Annotated in this window: 13 protein-coding genes; 6 read left to right on the top strand and 7 right to left on the bottom strand. The window is 68.5% G+C overall.

Annotated elements, in window-relative coordinates; translation table 11 throughout:
- The first annotated feature begins 5 nt into the window (after window positions 1-5).
- The 6 genes from ACZ50N_RS12185 (at window position 6) to ACZ50N_RS12160 (ending at window position 6,751) form a co-directional block, all read left to right on the top strand.
- On the top strand, window positions 6-584 hold the full coding sequence (locus tag ACZ50N_RS12185; RefSeq protein ID WP_205538914.1) for an HdeD family acid-resistance protein: 579 nt from the start codon (window positions 6-8) through the stop codon (window positions 582-584).
- Window positions 585-647: 63 nt separating this feature from the next.
- Complete coding sequence (locus ACZ50N_RS12180) at window positions 648-2,105, top strand: cytochrome ubiquinol oxidase subunit I (protein WP_464475461.1); 1,458 nt, start codon at window positions 648-650, stop codon at window positions 2,103-2,105.
- Window positions 2,106-2,120: 15 nt separating this feature from the next.
- Window positions 2,121-3,170, top strand: a complete 1,050-nt coding sequence (gene cydB, locus ACZ50N_RS12175; RefSeq protein ID WP_464475460.1) for a cytochrome d ubiquinol oxidase subunit II — start codon at window positions 2,121-2,123, stop codon at window positions 3,168-3,170.
- A gap of 53 nt (window positions 3,171-3,223) precedes the next feature.
- Window positions 3,224-4,789 (top strand): thiol reductant ABC exporter subunit CydD, encoded by a 1,566-nt coding sequence (gene cydD / locus ACZ50N_RS12170; RefSeq protein WP_464475625.1) that lies wholly within the window; start codon window positions 3,224-3,226, stop codon window positions 4,787-4,789.
- Window positions 4,776-6,233 (top strand): ATP-binding cassette domain-containing protein, encoded by a 1,458-nt coding sequence (locus ACZ50N_RS12165; protein ID WP_464475459.1) that lies wholly within the window; start codon window positions 4,776-4,778, stop codon window positions 6,231-6,233. The genes cydD and ACZ50N_RS12165 overlap by 14 nt, the downstream gene beginning before the upstream one ends.
- Window positions 6,230-6,751 carry a DUF4190 domain-containing protein gene (locus tag ACZ50N_RS12160; RefSeq protein WP_464475458.1) on the top strand — a complete coding sequence of 174 codons (522 nt, stop codon included), beginning with the start codon at window positions 6,230-6,232 and terminating at the stop codon, window positions 6,749-6,751. The genes ACZ50N_RS12165 and ACZ50N_RS12160 overlap by 4 nt, the downstream gene beginning before the upstream one ends.
- Here the strand turns inward: ACZ50N_RS12160 and ACZ50N_RS12155 are convergent.
- The 7 genes from ACZ50N_RS12155 to ACZ50N_RS12125 form a co-directional block, all read right to left on the bottom strand.
- A complete protein-coding gene (locus ACZ50N_RS12155; protein WP_464475457.1) occupies window positions 6,729-7,610 on the bottom strand; it encodes an acyl-CoA thioesterase II in 882 nt (293 codons plus the stop codon). The two genes, ACZ50N_RS12160 and ACZ50N_RS12155, sit on opposite strands and share 23 nt — an antisense overlap.
- Before the next feature lie 14 nt (window positions 7,611-7,624).
- Window positions 7,625-9,043 (bottom strand): pyruvate kinase, encoded by a 1,419-nt coding sequence (gene pyk, locus ACZ50N_RS12150; RefSeq protein ID WP_046366250.1) that lies wholly within the window; start codon window positions 9,041-9,043, stop codon window positions 7,625-7,627.
- Window positions 9,044-9,070: 27 nt separating this feature from the next.
- A complete protein-coding gene (locus ACZ50N_RS12145) occupies window positions 9,071-10,579 on the bottom strand; it encodes a glutamate synthase subunit beta (protein WP_464475456.1) in 1,509 nt (502 codons plus the stop codon).
- A complete protein-coding gene (gene gltB / locus ACZ50N_RS12140) occupies window positions 10,572-15,113 on the bottom strand; it encodes a glutamate synthase large subunit (protein ID WP_464475455.1) in 4,542 nt (1,513 codons plus the stop codon). Before gltB ends, ACZ50N_RS12145 begins: the two co-directional genes overlap by 8 nt.
- A gap of 84 nt (window positions 15,114-15,197) precedes the next feature.
- Window positions 15,198-15,611, bottom strand: coding sequence for a DUF2752 domain-containing protein (locus tag ACZ50N_RS12135; protein WP_277243624.1), 414 nt, complete (start codon window positions 15,609-15,611; stop codon window positions 15,198-15,200).
- A complete protein-coding gene (locus ACZ50N_RS12130; protein ID WP_046366254.1) occupies window positions 15,601-16,029 on the bottom strand; it encodes an NINE protein in 429 nt (142 codons plus the stop codon). The genes ACZ50N_RS12135 and ACZ50N_RS12130 overlap by 11 nt, the downstream gene beginning before the upstream one ends.
- Window positions 16,030-16,054: 25 nt before the next feature.
- Window positions 16,055-17,479: an HNH endonuclease signature motif containing protein gene (locus ACZ50N_RS12125; RefSeq protein WP_464475454.1), complete on the bottom strand. Its 1,425-nt coding sequence runs from the start codon at window positions 17,477-17,479 to the stop codon at window positions 16,055-16,057.
- Window positions 17,480-17,544 lie beyond the last annotated feature (65 nt).

Raw genomic sequence — 17,544 nt, 5'->3', positions numbered from 1 at the left:
CGCCCATGGAAACCCAAGCTCCTCCGAGCATGCTCGCGCATCTGTGGAAAACGGCGCTGATTTCGGGCGTCCTCGCGGTGGTCCTCGGCGTCTGCGTCCTCGTCTGGCCGGCGATCACCATCGTCGTCGCCGCGATCTTCTTCGGCGCCTACCTGTTGATCTCCGGTATCTGGCAGGTCGTCTTCGCCTTCAGCCTGCACGTGTCGGCCGGCGGCCGGGTGCTGCTGTTCATCAGCGGGGCGGCCGCGCTGATCCTCGCCGTGTTGTGCTTCCGCAGCCTGCAGAACTCGATCCTGCTGCTGGCCATCTGGATCGGCATCGGCTTCATCTTCCGCGGTGTGGCCACGGCCGTGTCGGCGATCAGCGATCCGACACTGCCCGGGCGCGGCTGGGCGATCGTCATCGGTGTGATCAGCCTGATCGCCGGAGTGGTCATGCTCGGGTCGCCGTTCGCATCGCTGGCCACCTTGGCCCTGGTGGTCGGGATCTGGCTGGTGGTTCTCGGTGTCTTCGAGGTCGCATCGGCGATCGGCCTGCGCAAGGCGGTCTCGAACGGCCCTCAGACCAGGGTCGAAAGCCCCTAGTCTGCGCGGCCCGCCGCACTACTACACTCTGTCGTAGACTGTAGTAGGACGAGGGAGTGGTGCATGGACGCATTGGATGTGTCGCGGTGGCAGTTCGGTATCACCACCGTCTACCACTTCATCTTCGTCCCGCTCACCATCGGTTTGGCGCCGCTGATCGCCGTCATGCAGACGGTCTGGCACGTCACCGGCAACGCCGCCTGGTATCGCCTCACCCGGTTCTTCGGCAAGCTGTTCCTGATCAACTTCGCGATCGGCGTCGCCACCGGCATTGTCCAGGAGTTCCAGTTCGGCATGAACTGGAGCGAGTACTCGAAGTTCGTCGGTGACATCTTCGGCGCCCCACTGGCGTTCGAGGGCCTCATCGCGTTCTTCTTCGAGTCCACGTTCATCGGGTTGTGGATCTTCGGCTGGAACCGTCTGCCCCGCGCGCTGCACCTGGTGTGCATCTGGATCGTGGCCTTCGGCGTGAACGCCTCGGCGTTCTTCATCGTCGCGGCGAACTCGTTCATGCAGCACCCGGTCGGCGCCAAGTTCAACCCCGAGACCGGCCGCGCCGAACTCACCGACTTCGTCGCGCTGCTGACCAACAACACCGCGATCTGGGCGTTCCTCCACGCTGTCACCGGCGCCTTCCTGACCGCCGGGGCGTTCGTCGCGGGCGTATCGGCGTGGTTGATGGTCCGCTCGAAACGCACTGCCGGACCGGCCGACAGCATCACGATGTACCGGCCGGCCGCGATGCTCGGCTCGGTGGTCGCACTCGTCGCCGCCGGCGGACTGTTCTTCACCGGCGACATCCAGGGCAAGCTGATGTTCGTCCAGCAGCCGATGAAGATGGCGTCGGCCGAATCGTTGTGCCACACCGAAACCGATCCCATGTTCTCGGTTCTGACCGTCGGCACGCACAACAACTGCGACAGCGTCACCCACCTCATCGAGGTGCCCTACGTGCTCCCCTTCCTCGCAGAAAGCAGGTTCGACGGGGTGACGCTGCAGGGCGTGCAGGATCTCCAGGAGCATTACCAGGACAAGTTCGGCCCCGGCGACTACCGGCCCAATCTGTTCGTCACCTACTGGGCGTTCCGCGCGATGATCGGCCTGCTGCTGGTCCCCGTCGCGTTCGCACTCCTCACCCTCTGGCTCACCCGAGGGGGGCGCATCCCCGATCAGCGCTGGTACGGCCGCTTCGGCATCCTGACCATCCCCGCGCCGTTCCTGGCCAACTCAGCCGGCTGGGTGTTCACCGAGATGGGCCGCCAACCGTGGGTGGTGGTGCCGAACCCGACGGGCGACCAGATGGTGCGCATGACCGTGCAAGACGGTGTGTCCGGGCACTCCGCCGGCTTGGTGTTGTTCTCGCTGGCCACCTTCACGCTGCTCTACGGCGCACTCGCGGTGGTCTGGTTCTGGCTGATGCGCCGCTACGTCGTCGAGGGTCCGCAAGACCACGATTCGGAACCGGCGCCGCCCACCCCGCCCAGCTCCGACGACGTCGCCCCTCTGTCGTTCGCCTACTGAGAGGACGCGAAAACCATGGGACTGCAAGAACTCTGGTTCTTCCTCATCGCAGCGCTGTTCCTCGGCTTCCTGATCCTGGAAGGCTTCGACTTCGGTGTCGGGATGCTGATGATCCCGTTCGGCATCGCCGGCAAGGGCGAGCCGGAGCAGCGAGAACGGCGGCGCCGCGCCGCGCTCAACACCATCGGACCGGTGTGGGACGCCAACGAAGTCTGGTTGATCACCGCCGGCGCAGCGATGTTCGCCGCATTCCCGGTCTGGTACGCGACCGTGTTCTCCTCGCTCTACCTGCCACTGCTGGCGATCCTGGTCGGCATGATCCTGCGGATCGTCGGCATCGAATGGCGCGGCAAGATCGACGATCCCCGGTGGCGCCGGTGGGCTGACATCGGCATCGCAGCCGGCTCCTGGTTGCCCGCCATCCTCTGGGGTGTCGCATTCGCCATCCTGGTCCAGGGCCTCCCGATCGACGCCGACGGGCGTTCGCAGGCCACGCTGACCGACGTCGTCAGCGTCTACACGCTGCTCGGCGGGCTCGCGACCGCGTCGCTCTTCGCCTTCTACGGGGCTGTGTTCGTCGCCCTCAAGACGTCCGGCCCGGTGCGTGAGGACGCCTTCCGCTTCGCCCGCATCCTGTCGGCGCCCGTGGTCGTGCTCGCCGGTGGTTTCGGAGTGTGGACGCAGTTCGCCCACGGAAAGACGTGGACCTGGGTGCCGCTCGCGGTCGCGGTGCTCGCGTTGTTGCGCGCGGTCACCCTGATGTGGCGCGGCGACGGCGAGGGCCGGGCCTTCGTCGCGACCATGGTCGTCGTCGCCGCGGTCGCGGTGCTGCTGTTCGGCTCGATGTATCCGAACCTGTTGCCCTCCACGCTGAATCCCGACTGGGGCGTGACCATCTACAACGGCTCCTCGACCCCCTACACGCTGAAGATCATGAGCTGGGCGTCGCTGACCCTGCTGCCTCTGGTCATCGGCTACCAGGCGTGGACGTACTGGGTGTTCCGCAAGCGCATCACCGCCGAGGCGATCCCGGCCTCCATCGGATTGCCGAGGCATCAGCCCTGATAGACACCTCGCGCGCCCCGATCGACCCGCGGCTGTGGCGGGTCTCGGTGGCGATGCGCCGGTTCCTCGTCGCCACCACGGCCTGCGGTGTCGTGATCGCCGGCGCGACGATCGGATCGGCGGTGGTGCTCGCCGGTCTGATCGCACGGATCATCACCGATCCGGCATCCCGGACGGTCGGCGCGCTGGCCGCCCCGATCGCACTGCTCGCCGCTCTCTGGCTCGTGCGGGTCGTGACGCAGTGGCAGCAGGGAAGGCTGGCGCAGCACGGCGCCAGCGAGGTCATCGCCGACCTGAGCGATCAGGTGTTGCGCACGGCGACCGCGCTGCCGCCGCGCGAACTGGCGCGGCGCCGCGACGATGCGGCGGCGGTCGTCACGCGTGGACTCGACGGCCTGCGCGTGTATTTCACCGCCTACCTGCCGTCGCTGTTCCTGGCGGCGATCCTGACCCCCGCGACCATCGTCGTCATCGCGGCCGTGGACTGGCAGGCCGCCGCGATCGTGCTCGTGGCACTCCCCCTCATCCCGATCTTCATGATCCTCATCGGCCTGGCCACCGAGGACCGGTCGGCTGCGGCCCTGGCCGCGATGAGCACACTGCAGTCCCGGCTCCTCGATCTGGTGGCGGGCCTGCCCACCCTGCGGGCATTCGGCCGCGCCGAGGGCGCGACCGCCAAGATCGCTGAACTCGCCGCGGCACATCGACGTTCGGCGATGGCGACGATGCGGATCGCGTTCCTCTCCGCGCTGGTCCTCGAAGTGCTGGCCACTCTCGGCGTCGCTCTGGTGGCGGTCAGCGTGGGTATGCGACTGGTTTACGGCCACATTCCGCTGGCGACCGCGCTGACTGCGCTGCTGCTCGCCCCCGAGGTGTTCTGGCCGCTGCGGAGAGTCGGTGCGGCCTTCCACAGCGCGCAGGACGGAAAGACCGCGGTGCACGCCGCGTTCGCGTTCCTCGACTCCGTCGAAGCGTCACCCGCCGGCGATCGCGTCCTCGAGGGCGAGCACCTGACCGTCACCGCCGACGTGCCCCTGATGCGCGCCGAACCGGGCCGCGTCACCGTGCTCACCGGACCCAACGGGTGCGGGAAGTCGACGCTGCTGCAGATGATCCTCGGACTCGATCAGGCGCCCGACGCGCAGGTACGCGTCAACGGCATCGATGTCGCCGGCCTCGACCCGACATGGTGGTGGCGCCAGGTCGGGTGGCTGGCACACCGGCCGGTCGTCATCCCGGGCACCGTGCGCGACAACCTCCAACTGTTCGGCCCGCTGCCTGATCTCGACGCTGCCTGTCGCGCAGCGTGTTTCGACCAGGTGCTGGCCGACCTGCCCGACGGGCTCGACACCGTGCTCGGGCAGGGCGGGGTGGGGCTTTCACTGGGACAGCGCCAGCGGCTGGGGCTGGCGCGCGTGCTGGGCTCAGAGGCGTCGGTGCTGCTGCTCGACGAACCGACCGCCCATCTCGACGGCGCCACCGAAAGCGCAGTGCTCGCGGCAATCCGGGGACGGGCCGACGGCGGTGCGACCGTCGTCGTGGTCGGGCACCGCGGCGCAGTGCTCGCCATCGCCGACACCGTCGTCGACATGGGGGTGCCCGCGCATGTGGGTGTATGAGCTGCTGCGGCCGCGACTGTCGCGGCTGCTGCTGGCGATCTCGTTCGGCGTACTCTCGCTCGGCAGCGCACTCGCGTTGGCCGGGGTGTCGGCGTGGCTGATCACCCGCGCCTGGCAGATGCCCCCCGTGCTCGACCTGACGATCGCCGTCGTCGCCGTGCGCGCGTTCGGCATCTCCCGCGGGGTGTTCGGGTACTGCGAGCGGCTGGCCTCCCACGACACCGCGTTGCGGGCCGCCGGCTCAGCTCGCGAACGCCTCTTCGCCCGGTTGGCCGCCGCCCCGGCCGATGACGTGAGCCGCAGGCACAGTGGCGATCTGGTCGCCCGTGTCGGGGCCGGCGTCGACGACGTGGCCGACGTGCTGGTGCGTGCCGTCGTGCCGATGTGCGTGGCAGGCGTCCTCGGGATCGCCGCCGTCGTGACGGTCGGGGTGATCTCCCCGGTCACCGCCGCCGTCCTCACCGCGAGCCTTCTCCTCGCCGGGGTGGCCGCTCCCGCCGTCGCCGCGCGCGCCGCCCGCCGCGCTGAAAGCACTGCCGCACAGCATCATTCACAGCGCGACACGGCCGCCCTGCTGGCGCTCGACCATGCGGCTGAACTGCGGGTGGCCGGCCGTCTCCCCGGCGTCCTCGCTGACGCCGCAGAGCAGCAGCGCCGCTGGGGACGCGCGATCGACCGCGCGGCCGCACCGGGAGCCGTCGCCGCGGCGGCCCCCGCCGCTGCCACCGGCATCAGCGTGCTCGGCGCACTGCTCGCCGGGATCACCCTGGCCGACAGCGCGGCACCGACGACGCTGGCCGTCCTGATGCTGCTCCCGCTGTCGGCCTTCGAGGCGAGCGCGGCCCTGCCTGCCGCCGCGGTCGCGCTGACCAGGGCGCGCGTCGCCGCCCGCCGCCTCAGGGAACTCACCGAACCGGACGCCCCCGCACGCCGCCGTCCCGACGTCGCTCCCCTGCACCTCGCGCGCGGAGACAGGGTGGCCGTGGTGGGACCGAGCGGCTGCGGCAAGACGACCCTGCTGATGCACACCGCCGGCACGTTCTTCGCCGAGGACGCCCACCTGTTCGCCACCACGGTGCGCGACAACCTGCTGGTGGCCCGCGGCGACGCGAGCGACGAGGACCTGACCGATGCGCTGGCCCGCGTCGGATTGGGCCACTGGCTCGCCGAGCTGCCCGACGGCCTATCGACAGTGCTCATCGGAGGCGCGGCCGCCGTGTCGGCGGGCCAGCGGCGACGACTGCTGCTCGCGCGGGCATTGATCTGCACAGCCCCGACCGTGCTGCTGGACGAACCGACCGAGCACCTCGACCGCTCCGATGCCGACACGCTGCTGTCCGACATCCTCGCCCCGTCAGGGCTGTTCGGCGCCGACCGGACCGTCGTGGTCGCCACGCATCATCTGCCGGAATCGTCGACCGTCCGGGTAATCTCACCGGCATGAGCGACGTGCCGCCACCTCCGCCGTATGGACCTCCTCCGTACGGCTCACCCCCGCAGTACGGGAACCCCGGCGGTTATGGCGGCTACGGCGGCCCTCAGGGCTATGGCGGGTATCCGGGCGGGCCGCCGCCCCCGTCGGCGCCGAAGAACGGATTGGGCACGGCCGCACTGATTCTCGCGATCATCGGCGTCGTACTGTGCTGGTCCATCGCCGGAGGCATCGCGCTCGGGCTGAGCGCGATCATCATCGGATTCCTCGCCCGCGGCAGGGTCAAGCGCGGCGAGGCGACCAACGGCGGCGTCGCGATCGCCGGCATCGCGCTCGGAGCCGTCGCGATCATCGCCTCGCTGGTGTTCATCCCGATCTACATCGGGCTCTTCGACGAGGTGGGCGGCACCGATTACGTGGACTGCCTGAGCCGCGCCGGAAACGACAACTCCGCCGTCGAGCAGTGCGCCGAGGACTTCCAGCGGCGCGTCGAAGACCAGTTCTCGGTCACGGTGACACCGACCCGGTAGCCCGGGCCGGGAAGTACTTGACGATCCCTTCCTGCACGACCGTGGCCAGCAATTGACCTGACCGGTCGAAGAAGTGCCCGGAGCCCAGACCGCGCGACTCCGCGGCCACCGGCGAGGTGGTCGAGTACAGCACCCAGTCGTCGAAGTGCACGGGCCGGTGGAACCACACGGAGTGGTTGGTGGTCACCGCGAAGATCCGGTCGTGCCCCCACGACAACCCGTGCGTGGTGATGATCGAGTCCAGCACGGTGGTGTCCGACGAGTAGACCAGCGCCGCCGCATGCAGGACAGGATCCTCGGGCATCGCACCGCGGGCCGTCATCCACACGCGGTTGTGCGCCAGCCGGTCGCCCTTGTCCCGCATGATCCAGGCCGGGTCGTTGGTGTAGCGCCACTCGATCGGCCGCAGCGCGTTGGCGAAGTGCGGCACGACCTCCTCGTAGCCGCCCAGCAGTTCATCGATCGGTGGCACGTCGAGGGGTTCGACCACCTCGGGCTGCGGCACTGCGTGTTCGAGTCCCTTGCCGCCGGCGAGGAACGACACCAGCGCGGTGGTCAGCAGCACCCCGTCCTGCATGACGTCGACCCGCCGGTTGGCGAAGCGACGCTCGTCTCGCAGGCGCACCACGTGGAACTCGAGATCCCGTTCGGGATCGCCGCCGGCGATGAAGTGCACCGACAGCGTGCTCGGCGGAACCGGATGGCTCAGCGTGCGGCTCGCCGCCACGAACGCCTGCGCCATCATCTGCCCGCCGAACGTCCGGACCGGGTTCTTGCTCGGGTGGACGCCCAGGAAGGTGTCGTCGTCGACCCTCTTCAGGTCGAGCACTGCCAGCAGTTCATCGAAGTCTGCTGACACGCAACCCCCAGGGTCTAGACGTCGTCCTCGCCGATGCGGTGGACGTGGATGAGATTCGTCGACCCTACTGTGCCCGGAGGCGCACCCGCGACGATGACCACCAGATCACCGCGCTTGTAGCGGCCCAGCTCCAGCATCGACTTGTCGACCTGGCGGATCATGCCGTCGGTGGTCTGGATGTGCGGCACGATGAACGTCTCGGTACCCCAGGTCAGCGCCAACTGGCTGCGCACCTCGGGCAGCGCGGTGAACGCGAGCACCGGCAGCGGAGTGTGCAGCCGGGCCAGCCGGCGGACCGTGTCGCCGGACTGGGTGAACGCGACGAGCGCCTTGGCGTCCAGCCGTTCCCCGATGTCGCGGGCGGCGTAGGAGATCACGCCGCGCTTGGTGCGCGGGACGTGGGTCAGCGGCGGCGCGGCCACCGAGTTCTCCTCCACCGCGGAGATGATGCGGGCCATGGTGCGCACCGTCTCGAACGGCCACTTTCCGACCGACGTCTCCCCCGAGAGCATCACCGCGTCGGCACCGTCGAGTACGGCGTTGGCCACGTCGGAGGCCTCGGCCCGGGTGGGCCGGGAGTTCTCGATCATCGACTCCAGCATCTGCGTGGCGACGATGACGGGTTTGGCGTTCTCCCTCGCCATCTGGATGGCGCGCTTCTGCACCAGCGGCACCTCTTCGAGCGGCAGCTCGACGCCGAGATCGCCGCGGGCCACCATGATCGCGTCGAACGCGAGCACGATGGCTTCGAGGTTGTCGATGGCCTCGGGCTTTTCCAGCTTCGCGATCACCGGGACCCGTCGCCCGACCCGATCCATCACCTCGTGGACCAGTTCGACGTCGGCCGGCGACCGCACGAACGACAGCGCGACCAGGTCGACGCCCAACCGCAGCGCGAACTCCAGGTCCTCGATGTCCTTCTCCGACAGGGGCGGCGCCGAGACGTTCATCCCCGGCAGCGACATGCCCTTGTTGTTGCTGACCTTGCCGCCCTCGGTGACCGTGCAGACCACGTCGTTGCCGTCGATGTGCTCGACCACCAGACCCACGTTGCCGTCGTCGACGAGCACCCGGTTCCCCGGCGCCGCGTCCTGGGCCAGGCGCTTGTAGGTCGTCGACACCCGGTCGTGGGTGCCCTCGAAGTCCTCGACGGTGATGCGCACCGTCTCGCCGTTCTCCCAGACCGTCGGACCGTCGGCGAACCGGCCGAGACGGATCTTGGGTCCCTGCAGGTCAGCGAGGATGCCAACGGCGTGCCCGGTGCGATCCGATGCCATCCGGACCCGCTTGTAGTTGGCCTCGTGATCGGGGTAGTCGCCATGGCTGAAGTTCAGCCGCGCGACGTCCATGCCCGCCTCGACGAGCTTGCGGACCGCATCCTCAGAGGCCGTGGCCGGACCCAACGTACAGACGATTTTTCCGCGTCTATTCACGAATGCCGAGCATAGTCGTTAATCGATTCAGATGACGGCCAGCGGTAGGGCACCAGGCCTGACCGGGGCGGGAAGGTCCGTCTCGCCCATCAGGTAGGTGTCCACCGCGGCCGCAGCACTGCGCCCCTCTGCGATCGCCCACACGATCAGCGACGCGCCGCGATGAGCGTCTCCGCAGACGAACACCCCGGGCGAGTCCGTCTGCCAGTCCTGACCGCAGCGCAGCGTGCCCCGCGGAGTGAGCGTGAGCCCCAGGCCGTCCAGCAGCGGCATGTGCTCCACGCCGTCGAAACCGATCGCCAGCAGCGCCAGGTCGCACGGGATCTCCAGGGTGTCGCCGACCGGGGTGATCCGGCGCCGGCCCGTCTCGTCGCGCTCGACCTTCACCTCGGCGATCTCCAGTGCGCGCAGGTTGCCGTCGTCGTCGCCGACGAACCGCTGGACGGCGACCTGGTAGCGGCGTTCGCCGCCCTCGGCGTGCGCCGGGGACAGCCGGGTGCGCAGCACGACCGGCCACATCGGCCACGGTGCGCTGGACTCGTCGCGGTACTCCGGCGGCTCGGGGTTGTAGTCGAGTTGGGTCACCGACGCCGCGCCCTGGCGATGCGCCGTGCCCAGGCAGTCCGCACCGGTGTCACCACCGCCGATGATCACCACGTGCCGCCCCTCGGCCGAGATGGAGCTCGGGCCGTCACCCTCGCACTCCTTGTTCGCCGGCACCAGATGCTCCATCGCCAGGTGCACGCCGGCCAGGTCCCGCCCCTCGACGTCGTTGTCGCGGGCCCGCAGCGCACCGACGGCGAGCACCACCGCGTCGTACTGGGCACGCAGCGCGTCAATGGTGACGTCGACACCGACTTCACACTCGGTGACGAAACGCGTTCCCTCGGCGCGCATCTGGGCCAACCGTTGGTTGAGCGTGGCCTTCTCGAGCTTATACTCGGGGATGCCGTAGCGCATCAGACCGCCGATGCGGTCATCACGTTCGTAGACCGTCACGTCATGGCCGGCCCGCGTGAGCTGTTGGGCCGCAGCCAATCCGGCCGGCCCGGACCCCACCACCGCGACGCGCTTCCCGGTCGCGATCGCCGCGGGCTGCGGCTCCACGATGCCGTCCATCCACGCCTGATCGGCGATCGTCTGCTCGATGCGCTTGATCGTCACGCTGCCGCCGGTCTGTTCCTCGGCGATCGACAGCACGCAGGCGATCTCGCACGGGGCCGGGCAGAGCCGGCCCGTGAACTCGGGGAAGTTGTTGGTGGCGTGCAATCGCTCGCTGGCCGCGTCCCAGCGCCCTCGGCGTACCAGATCGTTCCACTCGGGAATCAGATTGCCCAGCGGGCAGCCCGCGGTTCCACTGTGGCAGAACGGGATTCCGCAGTCCATGCAGCGACGCGCCTGCTGGGACACCTCCCCCGCGCGCTCATGCGGGTCCTGTCGCTCGTAGACCTCACGCCAGTCGCCGACGCGTTCGTCGACGGGCCGCTTGGCCGCTTCCACCTTCGACACGTCCAGGAATCCGTACGGATCACCCACGGCTTGCCTCCATGATCGCTGCGTCGACGTCTCTGCCCTCGGCTTTGGCCATCCGGGTGGCCTGCAGCACGCGCTGGTAGTCGCGCGGCATGATCTTGGTGAACTGCGCGCTGCGGCGGGGCCAGTCCGCCAGCAGCGAGGTGGCGACCGTGCTGCCGGTGTGGCGGGCATGGCACTCGACGACCTCACGCAGCCAGGCCAGATCGACACCGTCGGGGCTCTGCAACTCGACCATGTCGGTGTTGACGCGGTGCGGATCGAGGCCGAGCACGTAGGCGATGCCGCCCGACATGCCGGCAGCCATGTTGCGCCCGATCGGGCCGAGAACCACCACCCGACCGCCGGTCATGTACTCGCACGCATGGTCGCCGACACCCTCGGTGACGGCGAGGGCGCCGGAGTTGCGCGCCGCGAACCGCTCCCCGACCCGACCCCGCAGGAACACCTCCCCCGAGGTGGCGCCGTAGAGCAGGGTGTTGCCGGCGATCACGTTGTCCTCGGGCAGGAACAGCACGTCATCGTCGGGCCGGACGACGATGCGTCCACCCGAGAGCCCCTTGCCCACATAGTCATTCGCGTCACCGATGAGGTCGATGGTGACCCCGGGCGGCAGGAACGCACCGATGCTCTGGCCGGCCGAACCGGTCAGCGTGACATGGATGGTGTCGTCAGGAAGGCCCTCTGCGCCGTAGCGCCGGGTGACCTCACTTCCGAGCAGCGTGCCGACGGTCCGGTTGACGTTGCGCACCGGCAGCTCGAGACGCACCGGGTGGGCGTCCTCGAGGGCACCCTCGCACAGCTGGATCAGCGTGCGGTCGAGCGCCTGCTCCAGTCCGTGGTCCTGGTCGCGGACCCGGCGGCGGCCGGCGTCGGTCTCTGGCACTGCGAAGATCGGGGTCAGGTCGAGGCCCTTGCTCTTCCAGTGCGCGACACCCAGATCGGTGTCGAGCACCTCGGCATGCCCGACAGCCTCGTCGACGCTGCGGAAGCCGAGTTCGGCCAGTTGCTTACGGATGTCCTCGGCGATGAAGCCGAAGAAGGTCTCGACGAACTCGGGCTTACCGGTGAAGCGGGCACGCAACTGCGGGTTCTGCGTCGCCACGCCGACGGGGCAGGTGTCGAGGTGGCAGACGCGCATCATGATGCACCCCGACACCACCAGCGGCGCGGTGGCGAAGCCGAACTCCTCGGCGCCCAGCAGCATCGCGACCATCACGTCGCGCGCGGTGCGCATCCCGCCGTCGCACTGCACGGTGATGCGGTCCCGCAGGCCGTTCAGCATGAGCGTCTGCTGGGTGTCGGCCAGCCCGATCTCCCACGGTGCCCCGGCATGTTTGAGGCTGGTCAGCGGCGCCGCTCCGGTACCGCCGTCATAGCCCGAGATCAACACCACGTCGGCGTGCGCCTTGGACACGCCCGCCGCCACGGTGCCGACACCGACCGAACTGACCAGCTTGACGTGGATGCGGGCGTCAGCGTTGGCGTTCTTCAGATCGTGGATCAGCTGCGCCAGGTCCTCGATCGAATAGATGTCGTGATGCGGCGGTGGCGAGATGAGGCCCACCCCCGGTGTGGAATGCCGGGTCTTGGCGATGTTGGGGTACACCTTGTAGCCCGGGAGCTGACCGCCCTCACCGGGTTTGGCGCCCTGAGCCATCTTGATCTGGATGTCGGTCGCGTTCACCAGGTAGTCACTGGTGACGCCGAACCGGCCGGAGGCGACCTGCTTGACGGCGCTGCGGCGCATCGGGTCGTAGAGCCGGTCGACGTCCTCGCCGCCCTCGCCGCTGTTGGACCGGCCGCCGAGGCGGTTCATCGCGACAGCCATCGTCTCGTGCGCTTCGGCCGAGATCGAGCCGTAGCTCATCGCGCCGGTGTTGAAGCGCTTGACGATCTCACTGGCGGGTTCGACCTCGTCGAGCGGCACCGGGGGGCGCAGGCCCTGCTTGAAGGCGAACAGGCCGCGCAGCGCGCCGCCCTCGCGGGCGAGTCGATTGACCTCCTCGGAGTACTTCTCGAAGACCTCGTAGCGGCCCGTGCGGGTCGAATGCTGCAGCAGGAAAACCACTTCGGGGGTGAACAGGTGCAGCTCCCCCTCACGGCGGAACGCGTACTCGCCGCCCACCTCGAGGCGGCGGTGCACCCGCTCGGTGGGGTTCTCGGGATAGGCGCGGCGGTGCCGCAGCTTGACCTCTTCGGCGATGACGTCCAGACCGATACCGCCGAGCTGGGTCGGTGTGCCGGTGAAGTATTCGTCGATGACCTCTTTGTCGATGCCGACCGCCTCGAACGCCTGGGCACCGGTGTAGGAGGCGACCGTCGAGATCCCCATCTTGCTCATCACCTTCATGACGCCCTTGCCCAGCGCCTTGAGGTAATTGCGTACCGCCGTGGCGGTTTCGATGCCGGTGAGCTCACCTTCGCGGATGAGGTCCTCGATGGACTCGAACGCCAGATAGGGGTTGACCGCGGCCGCGCCGAAGCCGATCAGCATCGCGATGTGGTGGACCTCGCGGGCGTCGCCGGTTTCGACGACGAGCGCCACGGCCGTGCGCTGCTTGGTGCGGACCAGGTGGTGGTGCACGGCCGACACCGCGAGCAGCGACGGGATGGGCGCCTTCTTGTGGTCGGAGTCCCGGTCGGAGATGACCAGTGTCCGAGCGCCTTTGGCGATCGCGTCGCAGGCGCGGATACGAAGATCCTCGAGCGCGTCGGCGAGCCCCTCACCGCCGCGTTCGACGCGGTAGAGGGCCTTGAGCACAGCGGTGTGCAGGCCGGGATGCTCGCCGTCGTCGTTGATGTGCACGATCTTGTTGAGCTCGTCGTTGTCGAGCACCGGCCAGCCCAGCGTGATCTGCCGACACGATGCCGCCGAGGGCGCGAGCAGGTTCTGCTCGGGGCCCATCACCCGCGACATGGACGTCACGATCTCTTCGCGGATGGCGTCCAGCGGCGGGTTGGTGACCTGGGCGAACAGCTCGACGAAATAGTCGTAGAGAGATTTGGACCGCTCGGAGAGCACCGCGGCCGGAGTGTCGGTACCCATCGACCCCAGCGGTTCGGCGCCCGAGGATGCCATCGGGGTGAGCAGGATGCGCAGATCTTCCTCGGTGTAGCCGAAGCTGATCTGACGGCGCACCACCGAATCGTGATTGGGTTGCACGCGAACGCGATCCGGCAGGGTCTTGATGTCGAGCAGGCCGGCGTGCAGCCACTCACCGTAGGGCTCGGCAGTGGCGAGGTCGTGCTTGATCTCGTCGTCGGAGACGATGCGGCCGGCGGCGGTGTCGATCAGGAACATCTTGCCCGGCTGCAGCCGGCCCTTCGCGACGATCTGGGCCGACGGCACGTCGAGCACGCCGCTCTCACTGGCCAGGATCACCCGATCGTCGATGGTGCGCCACCACCGCCCCGGGCGTAACCCGTTGCGGTCCAGCACCGCTCCGACGAGGGTGCCGTCGGTGAAGGTCACGCAGGCGGGGCCGTCCCACGGCTCCATGAGCGAGGCGTGGTACCGCCAGAACGCGCGCTCGGCGTCGTCCATCGTGGTGCTGTTCTCCCATGCCTCCGGGATCATCATCAGCACGGCGTGGGGCAGGGCGCGGCCGCCGAGATGCAGGAGTTCGAGGACCTCGTCGAACGATGCCGAGTCCGAGGTGTCGGCGGTGCACACCGGGGAGAGACGGGCGAGATCGCCGGGGATCATGGCGCTGGCCAGCATGGCTTCGCGGGCGTGCATCCGGTTGCGGTTGCCGCGCACCGTGTTGATCTCTCCGTTGTGGGCGACGAAGCGGAAGGGATGCGCCAGGGGCCAGGACGGGAAGGTGTTGGTGGAGAAGCGGCTGTGCACGATCGCGATGGCACTGGTGCAGCGCTCGTCGCGGAGGTCCGGAAAGTACTGCGGCAGTTGCAGTGTGGTGAGCATGCCCTTGTAGACCATGGTGCGGCTGGACAGCGACGGAAAGTACACCTCGCCGCGCTCAGCACGCTTGCGCAGCGGGTACACGCGACGGTCGAGGTCGATGCCGCCGGGGCGCACTCCGTTGTGCTCGGGGGCGGCGACAAAGAGTTGCGCCATGTAGGGCATGCAGCCCAGCGCGGTCTGACCGATCTCGGCGCCGTCCGGATCGACGGGGACCTCGCGCCAGCCGAGGATCTCGAGCCCCTCCTCGGCGGCGATGGATTCGATGGTGGCGCACGCCTCGGCCCGCGCGCTCAGATCCTGCGGGAGGTAGCAGATGCCGGCTGCGAAGGTGTTGTCGCCGTTGGGGTTCGGCGCAGGAAGGTCGAAATCGGTGACTTCGTCGAGCATCTCGACCGGAAGCTGGATCAGGATGCCGGCACCGTCGCCGCTGTTGGGTTCGGCGCCTGCTGCACCGCGGTGTTCCAAGTGTTCGAGGGCGATCAGCCCGTCGGTGACGATGCCGTGGGAGCGACGGCCCTGGATATCGGTCACCATGGCCACACCGCACGAATCCGCTTCGCGCTCGGGATGGTAGAGGCCCTGGGCTTCGGGCAATGCCGAGAACAGCATGGACGATGCTCCTCGCAGTCCTGATTTTTCGTGGTCAGGGACTGCAGCGGCCCGTCGAGCGAGTGTATCAGCGTGGGTGGGCGGCTACCCGCTGAGAACGGTCGGGACGAGGGGGAAACCGGGCAGATTCCGGGCGACGGTCCAGGCGATCGCCGACACGGCGACGACGACGAGCAGGGACTTGGTCTGGACCGGCTCGTGGCGGATGCGCTGAGCGACGACGAAGGCAAGAAGCAGCGGTAGGCCGATGAGGACGAACGCGTTGTCGACGAAGGCCGCGGCAAGGTCGCCGTGCAACACGTCGTGGGTCATTCTGAGGCCGCCGCAGGCCGGGCAGTTCCACCCGGTGAGGGCCTTGAACGGGCACGGCGGAAACACAAAGCTCGGGCTGTGCGGGTCACCGAGACCGATGTAGGCCAGGCTGCCCACCAGAGCCGCCCCGGTGCCGAGCCCGATGAGCAGGCGGTTGTTGCGGGTTCGACTTGAGCTAGGTGCCATCGCGCAGCGGACGCCCGTCCGGATCGCGCACCTTGTCGGTGAGGATCAGAACCGCGTCGATGATGCCCCAGATGACGGCCCCGATGCCGCAGGTGATGAGGCCCACGACGAGCTGCGCGATGCCAAGACCGGTGTAGCCGAGGTAGATGCGGCCGATGCCGACAAGCCCGAAGAGTCCGAGCAGCTGCAGCAGGCCCGCAACCACTTTGGATTTCTCGGACAGCGGTTCACCCGTCATGGGGTGCCGCCCGTACGGTGCAGAGGGATCGATGTAGGAGGGTGGGTACTGCCCCACCGGCGGCGGGAATTGCCCAGGCGGCGGACCGTACTGCTGCCCCGGGGGCGGGTACCCCTGTGGCTGATATGGCGGCGGGTAGGGATTGCCGCCCTCGCTGCCACCGAATTGCGGCTCAGTCATGGCACAAGCATGCCAGACCGGCCCGTCAGAACGGCGGGGGTTCGTAGGTGGCGGCCAGCCTGGCTTGGTGTTGTCGTTCGAGTTCGGCGTCGAGCTCGAGACGTCGTTGCCGTTCCTGTCGGATGCGGGTGCGGCGATCCTGTTCGCGGGTGGTGGCGCGCATCGGCATCATCGCGCTGCGCTGGTCGGCCTCGACCGGCGTCGTGGTCGTGATGGGCGCCGTCGGGGCCGCCAAATCGGGGAACAGCACACCGCCGAACGCCTCGGTGACGTAGACGTGTCCGGTCGGCGCGGTCACCACGAGTGTGCCGTCGGGCCGCTGCTGGTCTTTCCAGCCGTTCGGGCCGGTGTAGAACGTCTTGATCAAATGATGGGTACGGCAGTACAGCTTGAGCCCTGAGGGATGGGTCAGCCCGAACGGCCACGGCGTCGTGTGGTCGACATCGCAGCCCATCACCGCACGATCACAACCCGGGAACCGACACGTCAGATCACGCCACTGCACGAAATCCCGCAGCGCAGCCGACGGCCGATACCGCTTTTCCGCATCTGTCCCGGGCGGGCGGACCGGGCGGATCTTCGCCGTCGCGGCGATCCTGCGGACCGACTCCGCCGGCAACACCCCGAACCCGGACAGATACCCCGGCCGCGCACCGGTGCCGTCGACGGTCTTCTGTTCCGCCAGCACATGAATCACCACCTGCGCAGCAGAATCGCGCACCGCGGCCGCGGTGCAGTCCGGCGATCCACATCGGCACGCCAACGTTGCTTCCATGCGCCCCAGCGCACCGGTGGCCTCAGCCCGGCGCTGCCGCTTCGACCGCGGATCATTCGGGCACACCGACTCCGCGATCATGTCCAACCGCTGATCGATCGCCTCCGCATCGGCGGCATCGAGCACACCACCGATCAGCGCCATCCCCGCCGCGTTCGGATGCGGCTCCACCTCGACATAGCGACTGTCCTCCACCAGCGGAGTCACCCGCACCCCCGCAGGGTCATGCTCAGCGACCCACATGTCGATACGGTCCCGCAGCTTCGGCTTCGACAACCGCATCCACTTGTGCACCACACCGGCCAATGAGCGATCCAGCTCCGCGATCACATCGTCCAGCACGTTCTCCGTACGCGTGATGACGACCTGCACCATCCGGTAGTCGATGTCACCCCGGGCGAACACTGCAGCCACCTCCGGCAACCGCTGATACAGCGACACCGCTCGGCGCACCTGAGGAACCGCCCGATCACGGCTGATGTTCTGGGCAGCCGAAACCTCCGCAGCCACCGCCTCGACCACATCGGTGTACCAGAACTGGGCTTCCTCGTAGTCACGGCACCGCCGCCGATACAGCCCCGCGATCGCACCCAATCGCCGAGCAATCGCCGCCGACTCCGCACGCCCCGCGGAAGCGATCGCGTCGATCAGCACCACCGGATCTTCGTCGAACATGTGTTCGATATTACCGGGATGGGGCGACGCCCCTCGACGCCAATTTCCGCGGCTGGGGATAACTC

The sequence above is a fragment of the Mycolicibacterium obuense genome (assembly GCF_055397605.1).
Note: the sequence above shows the minus strand (reverse complement) of the source record. Positions and strands in the feature narration are given on the sequence as shown.

Excerpts from the sequence above, each read along its gene's own strand:
- gltB (WP_464475455.1), bottom strand. The coding sequence starts at position 15,113 with ATGCTGTTCTCGGCATTGCCCGAAGCCCAGGGCCTCTACCATCCCGAG.
- ACZ50N_RS12130 (WP_046366254.1), bottom strand. The coding sequence starts at position 16,029 with ATGACTGAGCCGCAATTCGGTGGCAGCGAGGGCGGCAATCCCTACCCG.
- ACZ50N_RS12180 (WP_464475461.1), top strand. The coding sequence starts at position 648 with ATGGACGCATTGGATGTGTCGCGGTGGCAGTTCGGTATCACCACCGTC.
- ACZ50N_RS12135 (WP_277243624.1), bottom strand. The coding sequence starts at position 15,611 with ATGGCACCTAGCTCAAGTCGAACCCGCAACAACCGCCTGCTCATCGGG.
- ACZ50N_RS12160 (WP_464475458.1), top strand. The coding sequence starts at position 6,230 with ATGAGCGACGTGCCGCCACCTCCGCCGTATGGACCTCCTCCGTACGGC.
- ACZ50N_RS12165 (WP_464475459.1), top strand. The coding sequence starts at position 4,776 with ATGTGGGTGTATGAGCTGCTGCGGCCGCGACTGTCGCGGCTGCTGCTG.
- cydB (WP_464475460.1), top strand. The coding sequence starts at position 2,121 with ATGGGACTGCAAGAACTCTGGTTCTTCCTCATCGCAGCGCTGTTCCTC.
- ACZ50N_RS12185 (WP_205538914.1), top strand. The coding sequence starts at position 6 with ATGGAAACCCAAGCTCCTCCGAGCATGCTCGCGCATCTGTGGAAAACG.
- ACZ50N_RS12125 (WP_464475454.1), bottom strand. The coding sequence starts at position 17,479 with ATGTTCGACGAAGATCCGGTGGTGCTGATCGACGCGATCGCTTCCGCG.
- cydD (WP_464475625.1), top strand. The coding sequence starts at position 3,224 with ATGCGCCGGTTCCTCGTCGCCACCACGGCCTGCGGTGTCGTGATCGCC.